20 protein-coding genes and 1 other RNA gene are annotated in these 20,778 nt (G+C 47.1%); 14 read left to right on the top strand and 7 right to left on the bottom strand.

Annotated features, from left to right (window positions below; genetic code table 11):
* Nucleotide 1: 1 nt before the first annotated feature.
* The 3 genes from yqiA (at nucleotide 2) to parC (ending at nucleotide 4,998) form a co-directional block, all read left to right on the top strand.
* The gene (gene yqiA / locus PQQ36_RS12165) at nucleotides 2-592 is read left to right on the top strand and encodes an esterase YqiA (RefSeq protein ID WP_011078691.1); all 591 of its coding nucleotides are present in this window, start codon (nucleotides 2-4) and stop codon (nucleotides 590-592) included.
* A 236-nt stretch (nucleotides 593-828) separates the two neighbouring features.
* Nucleotides 829-2,709 carry a DNA topoisomerase IV subunit B gene (gene parE, locus PQQ36_RS12160; protein WP_011078690.1) on the top strand — a complete coding sequence of 627 codons (1,881 nt, stop codon included), beginning with the start codon at nucleotides 829-831 and terminating at the stop codon, nucleotides 2,707-2,709.
* A gap of 3 nt (nucleotides 2,710-2,712) precedes the next feature.
* Complete coding sequence (gene parC, locus PQQ36_RS12155; protein WP_011078689.1) at nucleotides 2,713-4,998, top strand: DNA topoisomerase IV subunit A; 2,286 nt, start codon at nucleotides 2,713-2,715, stop codon at nucleotides 4,996-4,998.
* A gap of 76 nt (nucleotides 4,999-5,074) precedes the next feature.
* Here parC and degS read toward each other — a convergent pair whose 3' ends face one another.
* The 3 genes from degS to zapG all read right to left on the bottom strand — a co-directional run bounded on the left by degS (nucleotide 5,075) and on the right by zapG (nucleotide 8,247).
* A complete protein-coding gene (gene degS, locus PQQ36_RS12150; protein ID WP_011149493.1) occupies nucleotides 5,075-6,142 on the bottom strand; it encodes an outer membrane-stress sensor serine endopeptidase DegS in 1,068 nt (355 codons plus the stop codon).
* A gap of 131 nt (nucleotides 6,143-6,273) precedes the next feature.
* Nucleotides 6,274-7,641 (bottom strand): DegQ family serine endoprotease, encoded by a 1,368-nt coding sequence (locus PQQ36_RS12145; protein WP_045618417.1) that lies wholly within the window; start codon nucleotides 7,639-7,641, stop codon nucleotides 6,274-6,276.
* 156 nt (nucleotides 7,642-7,797) lie between these two features.
* Entirely contained in the window at nucleotides 7,798-8,247 is a 450-nt protein-coding gene (zapG, locus tag PQQ36_RS12140; protein ID WP_011078686.1) for a Z-ring associated protein ZapG, read from the bottom strand.
* Between the two features lie 159 nt (nucleotides 8,248-8,406).
* Here zapG and zapE point away from each other — a divergent pair, with 159 nt between their 5' ends.
* The 8 genes from zapE to sspB all read left to right on the top strand — a co-directional run bounded on the left by zapE (nucleotide 8,407) and on the right by sspB (nucleotide 14,731).
* The gene (zapE, locus tag PQQ36_RS12135) at nucleotides 8,407-9,510 is read left to right on the top strand and encodes a cell division protein ZapE (protein ID WP_225471575.1); all 1,104 of its coding nucleotides are present in this window, start codon (nucleotides 8,407-8,409) and stop codon (nucleotides 9,508-9,510) included.
* 251 nt (nucleotides 9,511-9,761) lie between these two features.
* On the top strand, nucleotides 9,762-10,190 hold the full coding sequence (rplM, locus tag PQQ36_RS12130; protein WP_011078684.1) for a 50S ribosomal protein L13: 429 nt from the start codon (nucleotides 9,762-9,764) through the stop codon (nucleotides 10,188-10,190).
* 15 nt (nucleotides 10,191-10,205) lie between these two features.
* Nucleotides 10,206-10,598 carry a 30S ribosomal protein S9 gene (rpsI, locus tag PQQ36_RS12125; RefSeq protein WP_011078683.1) on the top strand — a complete coding sequence of 131 codons (393 nt, stop codon included), beginning with the start codon at nucleotides 10,206-10,208 and terminating at the stop codon, nucleotides 10,596-10,598.
* A 330-nt stretch (nucleotides 10,599-10,928) separates the two neighbouring features.
* Nucleotides 10,929-11,519, top strand: coding sequence for a ubiquinol-cytochrome c reductase iron-sulfur subunit (petA, locus tag PQQ36_RS12120; RefSeq protein ID WP_011078682.1), 591 nt, complete (start codon nucleotides 10,929-10,931; stop codon nucleotides 11,517-11,519).
* The gene (locus PQQ36_RS12115) at nucleotides 11,519-12,784 is read left to right on the top strand and encodes a cytochrome b (protein ID WP_011078681.1); all 1,266 of its coding nucleotides are present in this window, start codon (nucleotides 11,519-11,521) and stop codon (nucleotides 12,782-12,784) included. Before petA ends, PQQ36_RS12115 begins: the two co-directional genes overlap by 1 nt.
* Nucleotides 12,781-13,518, top strand: coding sequence for a cytochrome c1 (locus PQQ36_RS12110; RefSeq protein WP_039552659.1), 738 nt, complete (start codon nucleotides 12,781-12,783; stop codon nucleotides 13,516-13,518). Before PQQ36_RS12115 ends, PQQ36_RS12110 begins: the two co-directional genes overlap by 4 nt.
* A 97-nt stretch (nucleotides 13,519-13,615) precedes the next feature.
* Nucleotides 13,616-14,251, top strand: a complete 636-nt coding sequence (gene sspA / locus PQQ36_RS12105) for a stringent starvation protein SspA (protein WP_011078679.1) — start codon at nucleotides 13,616-13,618, stop codon at nucleotides 14,249-14,251.
* Between the two features lie 3 nt (nucleotides 14,252-14,254).
* Nucleotides 14,255-14,731, top strand: coding sequence for a ClpXP protease specificity-enhancing factor (gene sspB / locus PQQ36_RS12100; RefSeq protein WP_072604151.1), 477 nt, complete (start codon nucleotides 14,255-14,257; stop codon nucleotides 14,729-14,731).
* A gap of 76 nt (nucleotides 14,732-14,807) precedes the next feature.
* On the opposite strand, the gene PQQ36_RS12095 is transcribed toward sspB, so the two are convergent.
* The 4 genes from PQQ36_RS12095 to PQQ36_RS12080 are packed head-to-tail and all read right to left on the bottom strand — an operon-like array spanning nucleotide 14,808 to nucleotide 18,164.
* On the bottom strand, nucleotides 14,808-15,401 hold the full coding sequence (locus tag PQQ36_RS12095; RefSeq protein WP_263158585.1) for a BON domain-containing protein: 594 nt from the start codon (nucleotides 15,399-15,401) through the stop codon (nucleotides 14,808-14,810).
* A gap of 2 nt (nucleotides 15,402-15,403) precedes the next feature.
* Entirely contained in the window at nucleotides 15,404-15,994 is a 591-nt protein-coding gene (locus PQQ36_RS12090) for a phosphoheptose isomerase (RefSeq protein ID WP_011078676.1), read from the bottom strand.
* Between the two features lie 3 nt (nucleotides 15,995-15,997).
* Nucleotides 15,998-16,366 (bottom strand): YraN family protein, encoded by a 369-nt coding sequence (locus PQQ36_RS12085; RefSeq protein WP_273661325.1) that lies wholly within the window; start codon nucleotides 16,364-16,366, stop codon nucleotides 15,998-16,000.
* The gene (locus tag PQQ36_RS12080) at nucleotides 16,353-18,164 is read right to left on the bottom strand and encodes a penicillin-binding protein activator (protein WP_130267692.1); all 1,812 of its coding nucleotides are present in this window, start codon (nucleotides 18,162-18,164) and stop codon (nucleotides 16,353-16,355) included. The genes PQQ36_RS12085 and PQQ36_RS12080 overlap by 14 nt, the downstream gene beginning before the upstream one ends.
* Nucleotides 18,165-18,232: 68 nt before the next feature.
* Between PQQ36_RS12080 and rsmI the strand changes: the two genes are divergently transcribed.
* From rsmI to rsmH, 3 genes are all read left to right on the top strand, one after another.
* Nucleotides 18,233-19,096, top strand: a complete 864-nt coding sequence (gene rsmI / locus PQQ36_RS12075) for a 16S rRNA (cytidine(1402)-2'-O)-methyltransferase (protein WP_130267693.1) — start codon at nucleotides 18,233-18,235, stop codon at nucleotides 19,094-19,096.
* A gap of 99 nt (nucleotides 19,097-19,195) precedes the next feature.
* An RNA gene (gene rnpB, locus PQQ36_RS12070) (RNase P RNA component class A) lies at nucleotides 19,196-19,637 on the top strand.
* Between the two features lie 181 nt (nucleotides 19,638-19,818).
* Nucleotides 19,819-20,769 (top strand): 16S rRNA (cytosine(1402)-N(4))-methyltransferase RsmH, encoded by a 951-nt coding sequence (gene rsmH / locus PQQ36_RS12065; protein ID WP_011078671.1) that lies wholly within the window; start codon nucleotides 19,819-19,821, stop codon nucleotides 20,767-20,769.
* The last annotated feature ends 9 nt before the right edge of the window (nucleotides 20,770-20,778 follow it).

Here is a 20,778-nt window from a genome sequence, read left to right as displayed (position 1 = left end):
TATGAGCCATCCTAAGCCTTCATTGCTGCTGTACATTCATGGTTTTAACAGTTCGCCGTTATCGATGAAAGCCAATCTGATGCGTGAATATTGTGAGCAACACCGACCCGACATCAAGGTTGTGGTGCCACAGTTACCGAGTTTTCCGCAAGCGGCTGCAGAGTGTTTGCTAGAAATCGTTCAGCAACATAAAACCACTCATCGTATTGGTTTGGTGGGGAGCTCGCTCGGTGGTTATTTGTCGACTTGGCTCAATGCCGAGTTTGGTTTTCGCGCTGTGGTTGTCAACCCAGCGGTGAAGCCATATGAGCTGCTGGCTGACTATCTAGGGCCACAAACTAACCCATATACGCATGAAAGCTATACACTCGAAGCGCGTCATATTGACGAATTGAAAGCGCTTGAGGTAAAAGAGGTCGCGAATCCAGAATCTTTCTGGCTATTGCAGCAAACCGAAGATGAAGTGCTGGACTACCGTCAGGCAGTGGAAAAGTACGCAGGTTCTGCACAAACGGTAGAAGAGGGAGGCGATCATAGTTTTGTTGGCTTTGAACGCTATCCAGAGCGAATCATTCACTTTCTTGGTTTGTAACGCTACCACTCAGAGACAGGATTAGGAGGGGCTCATAATTTTACCTCTGATATCCAACCGTTTCTTGACATAGTCGCACTGCTTTCCGACTATGTTTCTCCGAATACAGCTACCGTGAAACGCACAGAGTCACGCTCTGTGAGTAACAGGGTAGCTTTTTCGTTGTCGTCAGTTGGTGCAAAAGTGTGACCAACTAGGCTCAGACAACAGGTAAACATTGAGAACGATTCCGTATTATGACTGAACAATATAATGCTGGTGCCATTGAAGTACTGAATGGTTTAGAGCCAGTACGTCGCCGACCAGGTATGTATACGGATACAGCGCGCCCGAACCATTTGGGCCAAGAAGTTATCGATAACAGTGTCGATGAAGCGCTGGCCGGACATGCCTCCAAAGTACAAGTCATCCTACATGCAGACCAATCACTGGAAGTGATCGATGATGGTCGAGGCATGCCAGTCGATATCCACCCAGAAGAGAAAGTCTCGGGCGTTGAGCTGATCCTATGTAAGCTGCACGCTGGTGGTAAATTCTCCAACAAAAACTATCAGTTTTCTGGTGGTTTGCACGGGGTGGGTATTTCGGTGGTGAACGCCCTGTCTAAAAGGGTTGAAGTGACAGTACGTCGAGATGGTCAGGTTTACGAAATCGCTTTTGAACATGGTGACAAAGTGTCGGATCTCACCGTGACGGGAACGTGTGGTCGTCGTAATCGCGGTACAAGCGTGCACTTCTGGCCAGACACCAAATACTTTGATTCGCCAAATTTCTCGGTCACACGTTTAGTGAATAACTTGCGCGCGAAGGCGGTTCTTTGCCCTGGTTTGGAAATTACTTTCAGTGACCGTGTGAATGGTAAAGAGCATCAGTGGCTCTACCAAGATGGCTTGAAAGACTATTTGATTGAAGGGGTGAAGGGCTACACCTTACTCCCTGAAGAACCATTTACAGGCCAATTCTCGGCAGAAACAGAAGCTGCGGATTGGGCGGTGATCTGGCAGCCAGAAGGCGGTGAGATGATCACCGAAAGCTATGTTAACCTGATCCCAACCGCACAAGGCGGTACGCATGTGAACGGTTTGCGCCAAGGTTTGTTGGATGCGATGAGAGAGTTTTGTGAGTTCCGCAACTTACTGCCCCGTGGCGTGAAGTTAACGGGCGAAGACGTTTTCGACCGCTGTTCTTACGTACTGTCGGTGAAGATGCAAGATCCGCAGTTTGCCGGCCAAACCAAAGAGCGCCTTTCTTCTCGTCAAACCGCGGCGTTTGTCTCTGGGGTGGTAAAAGACACCTTTAGCTTGTGGTTAAATGAAAAGCCACAACTTGCTGAGCAACTCGCAGAAGTGTGTATTGCGAACGCCCATCGTCGTATGCGTGCGAGCAAGAAGGTCGTGCGTAAAAAGATTGCATCAGGCCCTGCTTTGCCAGGTAAGTTGACCGATTGTTCCGTGCAAGACTTAGCTCGTACTGAAATCTTCTTCGTGGAAGGGGATTCAGCAGGCGGCAGTGCCAAGCAAGCGCGTGATCGTGAGTTCCAAGCCGTGATGCCTCTGCGTGGTAAAATCTTAAATACTTGGGAAGTCTCTGCCGATCAAGTATTGGCGTCTCAAGAAGTGCACGATATTTCTGTTGCACTAGGGATTGATCCAGATAGCGATAATCTTGAAGGGCTGCGTTACGGCAAAATCTGTATCCTTGCCGATGCGGACTCGGATGGTCTGCACATCGCGACACTCTTGTGTGCGCTATTCACACGTCATTTCCGCGCGCTAGTTGAAGCAGGTCATATCTACGTAGCAATGCCACCACTGTATCGTATCGACTGTGGCAAAGAGGTGTTCTATGCGCTGGATGATGCAGAAAAAGATGGCGTATTAGAGCGCCTAAGCCAGAAGCGCGCCAAAATCAACGTGCAACGATTCAAAGGTCTGGGTGAGATGAACCCACTGCAGTTGCGTGAAACCACGATGGATCCGAACACGCGTCGTCTGGTGCAACTGACCATTGATGACTCCGATGCGACCATGGAAATGATGGACATGCTGCTGGGTAAGAAACGCGCAGATGACCGTCGTAGCTGGTTACAAAACAACGGCGATATGGCAGAGGTTTAATAGATGTCTACAGAAATTACTTATGATGGCGTCGAACAATTGCCAATGCGCAAGTTCACCGAAGATGCTTATCTAAACTATTCGATGTACGTCATTATGGATCGTGCGTTGCCTTATATTGGTGACGGTCTGAAACCGGTTCAACGACGTATTATCTACGCGATGTCGGAGCTTGGGCTTTCGGCGGCGGCAAAATATAAAAAATCAGCGCGTACCGTGGGTGACGTGTTGGGTAAGTACCATCCGCATGGCGACTCTGCGTGTTATGAAGCGATGGTTCTGATGGCACAGCCATTCTCATACCGCTATCCGTTGGTGGACGGTCAAGGTAACTGGGGTGCGCCGGATGATCCGAAATCCTTCGCTGCGATGCGTTATACCGAAGCCAAATTGTCGAAATTTGCCGATGTGCTTCTGGGAGAGCTTGGTCAAGGCACGGTCGAGTGGCAGCCTAACTTTGATGGCACGATGAAAGAGCCAAAAATGCTGCCCGCACGTTTGCCTCACATTCTTCTCAATGGCGTGACAGGGATTGCGGTGGGTATGGCGACCGATATTCCCCCTCATAACGTACGTGAAGTTGCGGATGCCACCATTCATTTGATTGATAATCCAGCTGCGCCGCTGATGGATTTAATGCAGTACGTCAAAGGGCCTGATTTCCCGACAGAAGCGGAGATCATTACCCCAAGTAGCGATCTGGAAAAAATGTACCGCAGTGGCCGTGGCAGCGTAAAAATGCGCGCGGTTTGGTGCAAAGAGGGCAGTGACATCGTTATCACGGCACTCCCGCATCAAGTCTCAGGGGCCAAGCTGCTTGAGCAAATTGCGGCGCAAATGCGCGCGAAAAAATTGCCAATGGTGGAAGACTTGCGTGATGAGTCTGACCACGAAAACCCAACTCGTATTGTGATTGTACCGCGCTCAAATCGCGTTGATTGCGACCAGTTAATGAACCACTTGTTTGCGTCCACTGATTTGGAGAAGAGCTATCGTGTTAACTTAAACATGATTGGTCTCGACAACCGCCCACAAGTGAAAGGCTTGGTGCAGATTTTGACGGAATGGATCACTTTCCGTCGCGAAACGGTACGTTCACGCTTGCAATACCGTCTTGATAAAGTGCTGGCTCGCTTGCACATCTTGGAAGGTTTGTTGATCGCGTATCTCAACATCGATGAGGTGATTGAGATCATTCGTACTGAAGACGATCCTAAAGCGGTATTGATGGCCAGATTTGGCATTACCGATATTCAAGCCGATGCGATTCTGGATACCAAACTTCGTCACTTAGCCAAATTGGAAGAGATGAAGATCCGCGGTGAACAAGATGAGCTGGAAAAAGAACGTAAGAAACTGGAAGAGTTACTGGGTTCTGAGCGTCGTCTGAATACCTTGCTGAAAAAAGAGATCCGTGCCGATGCCGAGAAATTTGGTGATGATCGCCGTTCTCCGCTAGTGGTTCGTGAAGAAGCGAAAGCACTGACTGAACGTGACCTGATGCCGAATGAAGCTATTACGGTTGTCTTGTCAGAGAAAGGTTGGATTCGTCACGCCAAAGGTCATGAAGTGGATTGTCAGGGGCTGAGCTACAAAGCGGGTGACAGCTATCTGGCGCATGCGTGTGGTAAGAGTAACCAGCAAGCGGTACTGCTTGGTTCAGATGGCCGCAGTTACTCATTAGAATCGCACACACTGCCTTCGGCTCGCGGTCAAGGTGAGCCGATTACTGGCCGCCTCAACATCACGCCAGGAAGCAGTATTCGCCAAGTGATCATGGGTGAAGAAGAACAGCTGTGGCTGATTGGCTCTGATGCGGGTTACGGCTTCGTGTGTAAAGGCAGTGATTTGTTGTCGAAAAACCGCAGTGGTAAAGCGCTGGTGTCGTTGCCTGAAAACGCAGAAGTGATGACACCATCGGCGGTATTGGATCTGGACAATGACGATATTCTTGCCATTACCAACCAAGGCCGTATGTTGATGTTCCCAATTAAAGACTTGCCGCAACTTGGTAAAGGTAAAGGTAATAAGATCATCAATATTCCAGCGGCGAAAGCCAAAGCGAAAGAAGAGATCCTGTCGCATTTGATTGCTTTGCCAAAAGGCGCTTCACTGACGCTGTACGCAGGCAAACGTAAGTTGGGCTTGAAGCCCGCCGATTTGGATAACTTCCGTGGAGAGCGAGGCCGTCGAGGTGGTTTATTGCCACGTGGCTTGCAGCGAGTCACTCGTATTGAGCTCGAGCAAAGTGACTCATCGGATGGTTCAGAAACGGCCACCGACGCGTAATAGAAGCAGAAAAAAGAACCCCAAGCCTAGGCTTGGGGTTCTTTTTATCACTTGGATTAGATTGTTTGAACTGAGATTAGATTTCTCGGTTATCTTCCGCAATCGTCACTTTTAGAGTCATCTCTTGTCCTTTGCGGATGATACCGACATCGACGGTTGTCCCCGGACGTAGGTCGGTCACAATATCCATCACACTCTGACGACCTTGGATCTTCTTGTCATCAATGCTTAAGATAATGTCTTGTGCTTCAAAACCGGCGTTTGCTGCCGGGCCGTTGGGATCGACGCCCAATACGACGATACCACCAATATGTTCATTGCCAAGCAAACGTGCAGTCACCGCATTAATGTCTTGCCCATCAATGCCAATATAACCTCGGATCACTCGGCCATCGGCAATGATCTTTTCCATGATTTTATTTGCCAGAGGGAAAGGGATGGCGAAAGAAATACCATAAGTTTCCAGATCGGTGGCTTGCTGAAAAGAGGCGGTGTTGATACCAACCAGCTCGCCTTTGGTATTGACTAAAGCACCACCTGAGTTGCCTTCGTTGATCGCGGCATCGGTCTGAATAAAAGCTTGTCTGCCATCGGCACTGATGGAAGAGCGGCCAGTGGCCGAAATAATGCCAAAGGTGGTGGTTTGCCCGAGGTTATAGGGATTACCTATCGCCAACACCACATCGCCAACTTTGGCTTTGTAGTTTGAATTTAATGGAATGACAGGTAAGTTGCTGCCTTCGATGCGCAAAATGGCGATGTCAGTGCGACGATCTTTGCCCACCAATTGCGCGGCGGCGACTCGGCCATCTTGCAACGCCACAACGATTTGATCGGCTTGAGCGACCACATGGTAGTTGGTGATGATATAGCCTTTTTCACTGACGATGACACCAGAACCCAGCCCCTGTGTTGACAGCTTACTACGGTCGTTTTCAACGTATTTTCGGCTGTAAATGTTGACCACCGCAGGCGCGGCATTTCTCACCGCCTGATTAAATGAGATTTGCAGAGAACTGGCATCTTGTGGTGATACATCCAGCGTGGTTGTAATCACATTACTACGAAGAGAGGGAACAGCGAGTAACACCAGCAAAGCTGTCACCAGCCCTAAAACGACGGAACGCATAAGAAAGTTGAGCATGCCCTCTCCACAGAAGTCACAAAGTTAGAACAGAAAGCAGAGAATAGCATTACCTGATTGAATAATAAAAGGGCAGCCCACTTTAGGACTGCCCTTTGTATGCTCGATCATCATTGAGGCGATATGTTTACTTAGCGAATGACTAAATAGATAGTGCGCTCACCACGTTGGATATTGAGCGCAAGCACACCAGTTTGTTTTTCAACAATGGCACGGAAATCGGCGAGATTTTTCACTCGCTGACGGTTGACACCGATAATGATGTCGTCTTTTTGTAACTGGTATTGTGCCGCTGGCGAGTTATCTGCCACGTTGATCACTTTAACCCCAGCAATGCGATCGTCTGACGTGGTATTCGCCAACTCAGCACCAGCAAGGCCTTCGTGCATTTTATCGGCTTTGGCCTTGGTTTGTTGCGACTCACCCAAAGTGACATCAAAGCGCTTATCCTTACCATCACGCACCACGCCAAGCTCGATTTCTTTGCCAGCTCCGAGTGTTGCAATTTTGGCTCTTAGCTCAGAGAAGGTATCGACTTTCTTACCATTGAGAGACACAATGATGTCGCCCGCCTTGATGCCAGCTTTATCTGCGGCGGAGTCAGGAACCACTTGGCTGACAAATGCACCTTTGCTCGAGTTATAGCCCAGCGCCTCAGCCAGCTCAGAGGTGATTTCGCCACCTTGAACGCCTAACATGCCACGTTTGACTTCACCAAATTCCAAAATTTGGTCAGTTAAGTTCTTCATCATATTCGATGGAATGGCGAAGCCAATACCGACGTTGCCGCCATTAGGGCCGAGAATCGCCGTATTGATGCCGATGAGCTCGCCATTGAGGTTGACGAGTGCACCACCGGAGTTGCCGCTGTTAATTGCCGCGTCGGTTTGAATAAAGTTTTCGAAGTTTTCAATGTTCAAACCACTGCGACCTAAGGCTGAAACAATGCCGGACGTCACTGTCTGTCCTAAACCAAATGGGTTACCAATGGCGACGCTGAAATCACCCACACGTAACTTGTCGGAATCGGCGAGCTTAATCTCGGTTAAGTCTTTAGCGCCATCGACTTTGAGCAGAGCGACATCGGACATCTCATCGCCACCAATTAACTCGGCATCGTATTCACGACCATCGTGAAGCTGAATTCGTATCTCATCCGCCCCTTTGATGACGTGGTAGTTCGTCACGATATAGCCTTTATTGGCATTAATGATGACCCCAGAACCTAAACCACGGAATGGACGTTCACGAACTTGTTCTGTTGGGAAATCAGGGCCAAAAAAGAACTGAAATTGATCGGGAATACGCGAGCGTTCTACCTGTTTACCTTCAACCGCGATACTGACGACCGCTGGGGTAACACGTTCGAGCATTGGCGCTAAGCTCGGCAACTCCTGTCCGCTGACGCTAAAAGGCAGTGCGGCGGTTGCTGGAAGAGGGGCAAGGGCTGAGCTTAAGCTCAAAGACAATGCAGTCAAAACAAGCAAAGGTTTTTTCATCCAATAACTCCTATAAATACCAGTCTATTGCAAAGGACAGAGACTCAAACAAAATAGGTTTACTTCCTATCAATATTGTCGTCTTAAACAGTTTTCAATAGACAGTGATGTGAGTTAGGACTCAAAAACCTTTGAAAAGTTCATCAATGAGAAAAATTAGGATGCTTTTGCAGTGATGGCTTCTGGTGCATCCAGGATGACTTTTTTCTGATCATTGAATAGCCCAGTTGCGCCGTTTGCGTAATCTTTTGGCTGTTCAGTGACTTCATCCGTTACATTTTCTTCGGTGTTATCTTCTTTCGCCGACAGTGCCACTTTATCAAATGGATTGTCTTGCGCTGGCAGGTTCGGTAGAAGCTCTGCCGAAGTCTTCGCCATATGCTGATATAGCTTGCTGTAATCTTTACCGAGTGTTTCGAGTAGCTCAGCGGTTTGGGAGAAGTGATCAATCAGCTCTTGGCGTTGTTGCTCTAGTTCATATTTTGCTACATCGAGCTCTTTTTTGATGTTCTTCTGTTTTTTATATTCTGGCGTGGTAAGTCGTGATACGACAACACCAACAATTGCTCCGACAAGCAAGCCCACAATGGCATACATCCAAGGCATAACAGCTCCTTATAATGGTTTTAACATGTTATTTACTGCTTAGTTACACGTATTGCGCCACCATGTTACTATGGGAGCAGTAGTCAATAAAGCAAAATAGCAACGACACAATCTCAAGTTTGATAACGGGATTTTATGCCCTGTTTTGGTATGAGAACAATGAGCCCATTAGAAAAATACGAACACGACCTCGCGCACAACGGATTCCAGAAAGACGCTGCTCAGTACAATGCAGTGCGAGCACTAGATAGGCTTTTTCATCAATATCTCGATTATTGTGCCCAGCCTCAACCGCAACAAACGCGTTGGCAAAAATTATTAGGCAAACAGCCGCCAGCCAAATTACCACCTCAAGGACTCTATTTTTGGGGTGGTGTTGGGCGTGGAAAAACGTATCTCATGGATACTTTTTTTGAGGCTTTGCCAACTCAACGCAAAATGCGCGTCCATTTTCATCGCTTTATGTATCGAGTTCACGATGAACTGAAACGGTTAGGTGATGTAGAAAATCCACTGGAAAAAGTGGCTGATGTGTTTAAGAAAGAGGCGGATATTGTCTGCTTTGATGAGTTTTTTGTTTCGGATATTACCGATGCGATGATTCTCGGCACGCTGATGCAGGCGATGTTTAGGCGTCAAATGATACTGGTGGCGACGTCGAACATTGTACCTCAAGAGCTATATCGTAATGGATTACAGAGAGCGCGCTTTTTGCCTGCTATCGCTTTGATTGAGCAACACTGTGAAGTGCTCAATGTGGATAGTGGCATTGACTATCGCCTACGAACGTTAGAGCAAGCAGAGATCTATCATTATCCATTGGATGAGCAGGCAAATCTCAATCTAAATCTCTACTATCAGCAGTTAGTTGGAGAGGGCAAAGCCAAATTACACAGTGTTGACATCAATCATCGCCAAATAGCCGTTATAGAGGCCAGTGATGGGGTACTGCATGCTACGTTCGCCCAGCTATGCCAAACCGCACGCAGTCAAAATGACTATATTGAACTGTCCAAAATCTATCACACGGTGTTGTTGGCGGATGTGCCACAAATGGACAATAAGATCGATGATGCCGCGCGGCGATTTATCGCCCTCGTGGATGAGTTTTACGAGCGACACGTTAAATTGATTATTTCGGCGGAAGTCGCACTAGAACAACTCTATCGGCAAGGGCAATTGGAGTTTGAGTTTAAGCGTTGTCAATCTCGTTTAGTGGAAATGCAAAGTCATGAGTACTTAGCGAGAGAACATCTGGCTTAGATTGTTTATTGGGAGAAAGACGTGACGAAAAAATTAGTGATTGAGTGCAAAAAAAGGTGATTTTTTCTTCGCTCTTCTCTATAATCCTGCGACCCACCGTTACTGCAGACCTAATTTATCGAAGTTATTCGAGATATAAGGTCGAGAGTGCCAACCGCTCGAAGGGGTGATGACTGGGCTCTTAGACAGTGTGGGAGCACAGCGGTGTGTTCCTTTAAAGTTTAAATTTGAATTAACGGGTTATTATTAGCATGAAAACTTTCGTTGCTAAACCAGAAACTGTAAAACGCGACTGGTACGTTGTAGACGCTGAAGGTAAAACTCTTGGCCGTCTAGCAAGTGAAATTGCATCTCGCCTACGTGGCAAACACAAAGCTGAGTACACTCCACACGTTGACACTGGTGATTACATCATCGTTATCAACGCGGAGAAAGTTACTGTAACTGGTAACAAAGCTGCAGCAAAAACTTACTACCGTCACACTGAATTCCCTGGTGGTATTAAGTCAATCACTTTTGACAAGCTGATTGTTCGTAAACCAGAAATGGTCATTGAGCTAGCGGTTAAAGGTATGCTACCACGTGGTCCTCTAGGCCGTGCTATGTACCGTAAGCTAAAAGTTTACGCTGGCGCTGAGCACAACCATGTTGCTCAACAACCAAAAGTACTAGACATCTAATTGGGGATATCGGAAATGGCAGAGAATCAATACTACGGCACTGGCCGTCGCAAAAGCTCAGCTGCTCGTGTTTTCATCAAACCAGGCAGCGGCAACATCGTAATCAACAAGCGTGCGCTTGAAGAGTACTTCGGTCGTCCAACTTCTTGCATGGTTGTTAAACAACCTCTTGAATTGGTAGACATGGTTGAGAAGCTAGACCTATACATCACTGTTAAAGGTGGTGGTATTTCTGGTCAAGCTGGCGCAATCCGTCACGGCATCACTCGTGCTCTTATGGAATACGATGAATCTCTACGTCCTGCTCTACGTGCAGCTGGCTACGTTACTCGCGACGCTCGTTGCGTTGAACGTAAGAAAGTTGGTCTACGTAAAGCACGTCGTCGTCCACAATTCTCTAAGCGTTAATTTTTCGTTTTCGAAAAATTTACGCTCCAGAATTATTTCTGGAAGTTGTGGTTCAAAGCTCGGCTATATGCCGAGCTTTTTGTTTATTTATAGCTACTTATTTCCTTTCTTTGTTACATCTCACACCAAATATTTAGAATTTTGCCGCTTTTGTGACGTCGTGAGCGATTTACCTCACAAATGTTACAAAAAGGTAGCTTTATCTTGTCAAAAAGTAGGGTTTTATTTATCATTTCTCGTCAATAAATAGAACTAGATTCATATTTTGTTAGCCATGCTCTATAAGCGGAATAATCACGATCCAAAAGGAGCAAATGGGAGAATGTTTGGATGAGCAACGCGCCTTTAAATAACGGTCGCAGGCGTTTTCTAACCGCCACAACAGCAGTTGTAGGTGGGTTAGGGGCAGCTGCCGTCGCCGTTCCTTTTATCAAATCATGGAATCCGAGTGCCAAAGCGAAAGCAGCAGGTGCGCCGGTGGAAGTGGATGTTAGTAAAATTGAAGCCGGACAGATGATTCGTGTGGAATGGCAAGGTAAACCTGTATGGGTTGTACGCCGTACCCAAGAAGTTATCGACAACCTCAAAACGATTGGTGGTCAGCTACGCGATCCTCAATCTGAGATGGAACAACAGCCAACTTATGCTCAAAACGAGTTTCGCTCAATTAAACCTGAGTTTTTTGTTGCGGTCGGTTTCTGTACACACCTAGGTTGTTCGCCAACCTATCTGCCAGATTCTTTCGCAGAACAAGTGCAAGGCGTGAAATCGGGCTTCTTCTGCCCATGTCACGGCTCTAAGTTTGATATGGCAGGCCGCGTGTTCCAAGGCGTTCCTGCACCTTTGAACCTAGTGGTACCTAAGCACATGTATTTAAGCGATACCACGATCCTTATCGGTGTTGACGAGGGGGATGCCTAATGCAAGCACTATTAGACTGGGTTGAAAAACGTATCCCTGCGATGAATGCTTACAAAAAGCATTTGTCCGAATACCCAATGCCAAAGAACTTCAACTTTTGGTACCTTTTTGGTTCTTTAGCAATGCTCGTACTGGTAAACCAGATCCTAACGGGTATTTGGTTAACCATGAACTATGTTCCTTCTGGTGAAGGTGCATTTGCTTCTATCGAATACATCATGCGTGATGTGGAATATGGCTGGTTGTTGCGTTACATGCACTCTACAGGCGCTTCTGCATTCTTCGTGGTGGTTTATTTGCATATGTTCCGTGGTTTGATCTACGGTTCTTACCAAAAGCCTCGTGAGCTACTGTGGATCTTCGGTATGTTGATCTTCCTAGTGTTGATGGCAGAAGCGTTCATGGGATATCTACTTCCATGGGGTCAGATGTCTTACTGGGGTGCACAGGTCATCATTTCCTTGTTTGGTGCCATTCCGGTCATCGGTGATGATTTAACCTTGTGGATCCGTGGTGACTACATCATCTCGGGTGCAACGCTGAACCGTTTCTTTGCTCTGCACGTCATTGCCTTACCTATCGTGCTGCTGCTGTTGATCGTGTTGCACATTCTGGCGTTGCATGAAGTGGGTTCTAACAACCCAGACGGCATTGAAACGAAGCTGCCGAAAGGTTCAATGGGACCAGATTACAAGACACAGTTTAAGTTCCACGAGTACTACTCAAACAAATACGACATCATTGATTCGATTCCTTTCCACCCTTATGGAACGGTAAAAGATATGGTGGGGGTAGCGGGCTTCCTGTTCTTGTTCTGCTATGTCTTGTTCTTTAACCCAGAGATGGGTGGGTACTTCCTAGAGCCGCCTAACTTTGAAGCTGCAAACCCGCTGAAAACGCCTGAGCACATTGCACCAGTTTGGTACTTTACGCCTTTCTATGCCATTTTGCGTGCTGTTCCAGATAAGCTGTTGGGTGTTGTAGCGATGGGACTATCGATTGTGTTCCTATTCCTACTGCCATGGTTTGACCGTTGTAAAGTTCGCTCTTACCGTTACCGTAGCAAAATTCATTTGATTAACATTATCCAGTTTACGATCAGCTTTATTGCATTGGGTATTCTTGGTGCGCTTCCAGCAACACCAACTTACACGCTACTAGCTCAGATCTTTAGCTTGGGTTATTTCATGTTCTTTATTCTTCTGTACGTATACAGCAAGAATGAAGCAACGAAGCCACTACCAGAGAGGGTGACATTCAAATGAAGAAATGGATTGTAATTCTATTTGCTATGTTGCCATCACTGGCGATGGCGGCGGGAGCGGGTGTTCCGTTGGACAAAGCAAATGTTGATTTGTCAGACAAAGCATCACTACAAAATGGTGCCAAGTTGTTCATGAACTACTGTTTTGCTTGTCACTCGACACAGTATCAACGTTACGAGCGTGTGGCGGATGATCTTGGTATCCCTGCCGATCTCATGAAAGAAAATCTGATGTTTAACCCAGAGAGCAAAATTGGCGATCTGATGGTAAACGCTATGCCACCAAAACAAGCTGCGGCTTGGTTTGGTGCACCGCCACCAGATTTGACGCTTGTTGCTCGTGTTCGTGGTGCTGATTGGTTGTACACTTACTTGCGTACTTTCTATGTTGATCCATCACGTCCATTTGGCGTGAACAACTTAGTTTTCCCAAGCGTTGGTATGCCACATGTATTGGAAGAGCTGCAAGGTATTCCTAACCCTGTTTACGGCACGAAAGTGGTTGATGGTAAGGAAATCCAAGTTGTGGTTGGTGTTGAAAGCGACGGCACTGGTGAACTAAGCAAGGGTGAGTACGACAAAGCCGTGCTCGACTTAGTCAGCTTCTTGGTTTACTCCGGTGATCCAGTCAAGGCTGAGCGTCATGCTCTAGGTTGGTGGGTCATGGCTTTCTTAGTACTATTCACTATCGTGGTTGTGCTGCTGAAGAAAGAGTATTGGCGTGATGTGCATTAATTGTGCTATCATACCGCGCTAATTCCCAATTTTATTGAATAAACAATGGAGGCTTAGCCTCCATTGTTTTTATTATTGTAAGTGTACTGGAGGGCCCATGGCTTTAGCTGCCAATAAACGTTCTGTAATGACTCTATTCTCAAGTGCATCAGACTTGTACAGCCATCAAGTGCGTATCGTTCTCGCAGAGAAGGGTGTAAGTGTTGAGGTTGAGTTGGTTGATGAAACTAACCTACCAGCAGAGCTGATCGAGCTAAATCCTTATAAATCAGTACCAACACTGGTGGATCGTGAGCTAGCACTCTATGACTCGAAGATCATCATGGAGTACCTAGATGAGCGTTTTCCTCATCCGCCGTTGATGCCTGTTTATCCGGTAGCCCGTGGTAATAGCCGTCTAATGATGTACCGTATCGAACGTAACTGGTACTCATTGGCTGAGAAAATTGTTAAAGGCAATGCAGAAGAATCAGAAAAAGCGCGTAACAAACTGCGCAATGATTTGCTGACTCTATCGCCAATCTTCGCTGAATTTGAATACTTCATGAGTGAAGAATTTAGCCTAATTGACTGCTACTTAGCGCCTTTATTGTGGCGTTTGCCTCTACTGGGTATCGATCTGATTGGTCCTGGTTCAAAAGAGATCAAAGCTTACATGAACAAAGTGTTTGAGCGTGATTCATTCCTAGCTTCTTTAACTGAAGCAGAACGCGAGATGCGTTTGGTTCGTTAAGATATGGAAATTGCTCAAATGACCGCTCGCCGACCGTACATGCTAAGAGCATTTTACGATTGGCTAGTGGATAATGATTTAACTCCTCACCTCGTTGTGCAAGCAACATTGGCTGGAGTACGCGTACCTCAAGAGTTTATTCAAGATGGTCAGATTATTCTGAACATTGCCCCGCGTGCGGTTGGTAATCTTGAATTAGGTAACGACATCATCAGCTTTAATGCTCGTTTTGGTGGTCGTCCACATTCTGTGATTGTTCCGTTGTACGCGGTGCTGGCGATTTATGCTCGCGAAAATGGTGCTGGCACCATGTTCGAACCTGAAGAAGCGTATACCAGTATCCCTGGGGCTGAGCAGGAAGAGGACGATGGTATTTGGTTGGAAGAGGAGCATTCAGCGCCTCAACCTAGCATCGATTTTGATGATGAACCAGAGCCACCGAGACCCAAAGGTCGACCTAGCTTGAGAGTCGTTAAATAACGATGAACGTCAAATAATAAAAAAGCAGCGAAAGCTGCTTTTTTTGTGCCTGAGAGTTGAGCCATGCCGATATTGATCATTGGCTGGCATTATTCACTTGTGTTGCGTTCTCGCCATACTGGAATGCGCGAACAACCTGCTTAACTCCAGATATATTGCGTGCAATCTCAGTCGCTTTCTCCGCTTGTTCGCTGTTTACATAGCCAAACAGAAACACATCACCATCTTCGGTGATGACTTTGATTTTTACGCTGTTTAAGGATTCATCGGTAAGCAAGGCAGATTTCACTTTAGTTGTGATCCAACTGTCATTACTGATTTGTGACACGCTGAGTGGGGCTTTCACTTTAACTTGATTGTGAAGCACTTGAACACCTTTAACACTACGAGCTTGCTGTTCAAATCCCGACCTTTCCTCAGCAGTGGAGGCTTGTCCCATCAACACCACCGTGCCATTGTAAGAGCTCGCGACGATTCGCACTTTGCCACGATAAGGTGCTTTATTGCCAATAGCCGCAATTTCAAACTCGATATTGTTATCTTGCCAGATCTCTTTGGTTGTTCGTGTATCCGTCACAAGATTTGCGGTGGTTGCTGCTCCAGCGATGAAAAGCCCGGCACAACCTGATAAGGCCCAAGTTGTGATGAAAAGCAAAACGTAACGTAGCATCTTTATTCCTCGTGAGCAGGGAAAAGCACTTGATCAATGAGATCGCACAAACAGTGCAGTGTCACCATGTGTACTTCGTGAATACGTGCGGTGCGGTGAGATGGAATTCGAATCTCAACATCGTTTTCACCGAGTAAGCCTGCCATCTCGCCACCATCTTTGCCAGTGAGAGCAATGATCGTCATGTCTCGAGTTACCGCCGCTTCCATCGCTTTTATGATGTTTTTGCTATTGCCACTGGTGGAAATCGCCAACAAAATATCGCCAGGTTGACCAAAGGCACGCACCTGTTTCGAGAAAATCTCTTGATAGTGGTAGTCATTTGCCACTGCCGTCAGGGTGGTGTTGTCGGCGGTTAGCGCCATGGCTGGTAAGCTTGGTCGCTCAGTCTCGAAACGGTTGAGTAGACATGAAACAAACTGTTGAACGTTCGCAGCTGATCCGCCATTGCCACAACACAGAATCTTGTGACCATTCAGCAGAGTTGCCACCATCGCCTGTGCGGCATGGGTGATGGCATCTGGCAGCGCTTCTGCAGCGGCGATTTGAATTTGAATACTTTCGGTAAAGCTGTCTTTAATGCTGTCGAGCATCGATTATCCTTGAGTAATTGCATTGGCGATCCAGTTAATATCATGGCCATTGGAGTGAATGGCCACAACATCAAACCGCATCGCAGTGTTACAAGCATTATATCCGTGTTTGTTTAACCATAAATAAGCGGTTTTAATAAGCTTGTTGGCTTTGGCAGGATTCACCATCTCTGCGGCGTCGCCATAACAGCTATTTTTTCGATACTTAACTTCAACAAACACAATGGTTTGTGCTTCTTTGAAAATCAGGTCGATTTCGCCAACCTTGGTCGTAAAGTTGGCTTCAATAAACCTCAGTCCTTGGCATTGTAAGTATTCCTTCGCCAAGGACTCATATTGGTTACCAATGGCGCGTCGGCTAAAGAGCCCCATGCTCTTTCCAGCTGATTTCGCGATGAACGACGCATTGATCATCAATCGTCAGCACGCCCGTTTGACCGTTGACGGCATGATTTGGGACCACTTTCATTTGTGGTAGTTCCGCCATCAGTTTGTAGGCATCCATCCCCAACGCTTGTAAGCGCTTTTGGAAGTTTGACTGATCTGGCCAAAGTTGTTCCATTTGGCTATCCAGTGCAGGGTTCACTTCAAGCAACATTGGAATGTCGCTGTAAACAATGCCTGTGAGGTCTTCGTATTGCTTCTCACCACTATTGCTCATGGAGTTGGAGAAGAGCTTCGGTGGTTTTGCATCTGGGTTTACAGCCACTTCAATAAATGGCTTGATGAGAGTGAGCTCTGAGCTGCGAGCAGCGATGTAGACGGAGTCTATGTCACGACGACTGCGAGGCTGCGTTTCCATTGGCAACTTCATTAGCCCTTCCATTTGCGCGATTCGCTGCTGGCTTTCTTGTAAGCCAAATACCGAGTTTACATCACGTTGTAGCTGACGCTTATCACCAAAGTAGCTTACGGCCACTTTATTGGTGCTGTATTTCTTCCATTCGGCTTCAAAGGCGCTGACCACTCGTTGCCCTAAGTTACCTTGAGGGGCGAAGATGAGTGGATACTTGTAGCCATTAGCAAACAAGTGCTTCGCCGCTTGGGCGACTTCTTGTTCGGGAGAAAGGGTCAGGTAGCAGATCCCCGTCCCTGTTTGTAGCTCATCGGGAATGTTGAGTGCCAGTGACGGGATGGACACTTGGCCGCTGTCGTCACTTAACTCGCCTTGTAGCACTTCGATGACATCTTTACGTAGCGGTCCGACAATGAAATCAATTTGCTCATCGGTCAGTTGCTGTTTCAACTGATGTGGTTGATAGAGATTGGTATCAATGACCTTGAGGGTCGCTTCAGGATCGCGATCTTTGTCGTTCATCATGGCAAAGATGAAACCATCACGAATCAATTGTGCTTGCTTAGCATATTTGCCACTGAGAGGGAGCAATAACGCAGTGTGCACCGGTTGAACAATCTCTAAGTCGAGAATGCTTTGAATTTCAGCCGGGGTATACAAAGCAGCAGGGTGCGCGGTATTTTCTGCAAACCAATGTTCAAGCGTGTTTTTTAGCTGTGGCACATTGGCAGACATGGTTTTCATGTATATCGCCAATTGTAACCAGCCATCGAGCACTTCTTCGCTGGCATCGGGATGAAGTTGCGTGATCTCATACTGAGAGTAACCGGTAAAGTTCGCCCAAATTTGCTGCGCGATTTCAGCTTGCTGAGATTCGTCCACGTATTGGCTTAGAGTGACCAGTTGTCGGTTGGCTTCAAGCGGCTGCTGTAATGCGGTGTAAGCTTCGGCACGCAACGTGTAATAATCTTTCCACTGTTCGTTTGGTAGTTTCCACCAAGCTTTGAAATTCAATAGCTCGATCACGTTGTCAGCTTGGTTGAGTTTGAGATGGTAAGCAGCACGTGTTAACTGCCATTCCGCCTGCTGCACTTCGGAGAGCGGCATTCTTGCTAAGCGTTTGATCAGTAAGTCAGCTTGAGCAAGATCGCCATTTTGCAGCGCTGCTTTGGCTGCCATAATCAGCCAATCTGCTTGTAGGCTACCCTCACTGCTGTCTGCATTTATCATGTAGTTTTGAACTGACAGGGTGGGCTCAAGTGTAATATCAACACTGGTTGGCGTTTTAGGGCCTGAAGAACAAGCCGCTAGCGTAATTGCCAGTGCAACTGGAGTGAGTAAGCGTGGTACACTGAGTCTCTTAGGGTTCATCATTGCCGTGAGTTCTCTTAAAGTCCGTACAAAATTGTCTCTATATTAATCGTTGAAGTGATGCTAAACAAATGACAGATAAAAATAACTTCCCAACAGAAGGCGCAACCCTCTATATCGTGCCGACACCGATTGGCAATTTAGGGGATATTACCCAGCGTGCCATTGAGGTGCTATCCAGCGTGGATATGATCGCTGCAGAAGATACCCGACATACAGGTAAGTTATTGTCTCACTTCAACATTCAAACTAAAACTTTTGCTTTGCATGACCACAATGAGCAGCAAAAAGCGCAAGTTTTAGTGGATAAATTGCTTTCCGGGCAGAACATCGCTTTAGTGTCTGATGCGGGAACGCCACTTATCAGTGATCCAGGGTATCACTTGGTTACACAGTGTCGTCAGGCGGGCGTTAAAGTTGTGCCACTTCCTGGTGCTTGTGCGGTGATCACTGCATTAAGTGCGTCAGGTTTGCCCTCTGATCGCTTTAGTTTCGAAGGTTTCTTGCCGCCAAAAAGCAAAGGTCGTAAGGATAAGTTCCTCGAAATTGCAAAGGTAGAGCGTACCTGTATTTTTTATGAGTCACCACATCGAATTGTCGATTCTTTGCACGATATGCTTGAAATCCTCGGTCCAGATCGCGAAGTTGTGTTGGCGCGTGAACTCACCAAGACCTTTGAAACGATTCAGGGCATGCGTTTGTCTGAGTTGGTTGAGTGGGTTCAGTCGGACGATAATCAGCAAAAAGGTGAGATGGTGCTGTTGATCCACGGTTACCGTGATTCTTCGGAGGAGTCGCTACCGGAAGAGGCATTACGGAGTTTGGCCATTCTGACCAAAGAATTACCATTGAAAAAAGCCGCTGCGTTAGCTGCGGAAATCTATAACTTGAAGAAAAATGCGCTCTACAAGTGGGGCCTTGAGAACCTCGAATAACGGTTCTCCGGTTTGGTTGGTTTGCAAAATCGTCTCTATTTGCGCCAATAATGTGATCTCACTAGACACTCAGTGGAGAAGTCTATACAATCCGCCCTCGGAGTTGACTGGGTAGTCGCTGCTTTGTTGATGTCCTTCGGGAGACTGACGTTGAAGTCCTTTGGGAGACTGACGTTGACGTCCTTCGGGAGACTGACAAAGGGGAGGAAAGTCCGGGCTCCATAGAGCAGGGTGCCAGGTAACGCCTGGGGGGCGCAAGCCTACGACAAGTGCAACAGAGAGAAGACCGCCGATGGCCTTGATTCGCAAGATGAGAGGATCAGGTAAGGGTGAAAGGGTGCGGTAAGAGCGCACCGGACGACTGGCAACAGTTCGTAGCAGGGTAAACTCCACCCGGAGCAAGACCAAATAGGCCTCCACATAGCGTTGCTCGCGTTAGGAGGCGGGTAGGTTGCTTGAGCCAGTGAGCGATTGCTGGCCTAGAGGAATGGCTACCGCCGCGCAAGCGGAACAGAACCCGGCTTATATGTCGGCTCCACCCTTTTAAGCCCATCATTACCTAGTAATGATGGGTTTTTTGCATTTTACTGACGCAATGATTATGTGAACCAATAAACTTGGCGCTATATCACGCCTGAACTTTGTCAAATAGTGGCACTGAACAAGGAAATCAGTACACTAATGATTCGCCGCACAGGCTTTGAATATTCAACGAGAAAACCATGACCGACACATTCCAGCACATTTCCGTACTACTTCATGAATCTATTGATGGTCTCGCCATCAAGCCGGATGGTATTTACATTGATGGAACATTTGGTCGTGGTGGTCACAGCCGTACGATTCTTTCTAAACTTGGCGAACACGGTCGTCTGTACAGTATTGACCGAGATCCGCAAGCTATCGCGGAAGCGGGTAAAATTGATGATCCACGTTTTACTATCATTCATGGTCCTTTTTCAGGAATGGCGAATTATGCCGAGCAATATGATTTAGTCGGTAAAGTGGATGGTGTGTTGTTGGATCTCGGCGTCTCCTCGCCACAACTCGATGACGCTGAGCGTGGCTTTAGCTTTATGAAAGACGGCCCGTTGGACATGCGTATGGACCCAACCTCGGGTATTCCAGTTTCTCAGTGGCTGATGGAAGCGGATTTGGACGACATTACGTGGGTGATTCGTGAGTTCGGTGAAGACAAACATGCCCGCCGCATTGCCAAAGCGATTGTTGCGCATCGCGAAGATGAAACCAAAGAGCCACTGACTCGCACGAGTCAACTGGCAAAACTGATTTCGGAAGCGGCGCCAAAAAGCTTTAAAGAGAAAAAACACCCAGCGACTCGTGCGTTTCAAGCATTTCGTATCTACATCAACAGTGAGCTTGAAGAGATCGATACAGCACTGAAAGGAGCGGCGAGTATTCTGGCACCAGAAGGGCGCTTATCGGTGATCAGCTTCCACTCTTTGGAAGACCGCATGGTGAAACGCTTTATGCGCAAAGAAAGTAAAGGGCCTGAAGTGCCTCACGGTATCCCTCTGACCGAGGCGCAAATCAAAGCGTTAGGCAGTGCTAATATGAAAACGGTGGGTAAAGCGATCATGCCAACAGCGCAAGAAATTGAACTGAATCCTCGTTCACGTAGCTCTGTGTTGAGAATTGCTGAAAAGCTTTAATTTAAACCT

The organism is Vibrio sp. CCUG 15886, assembly GCF_028570825.1.
In the GTDB taxonomy this organism is placed as follows: domain Bacteria; phylum Pseudomonadota; class Gammaproteobacteria; order Enterobacterales; family Vibrionaceae; genus Vibrio; species Vibrio vulnificus_B.
The sequence above is the reverse complement of the archived record's forward strand: the minus strand, read 5'-3'. Positions and strand labels throughout refer to the sequence as shown.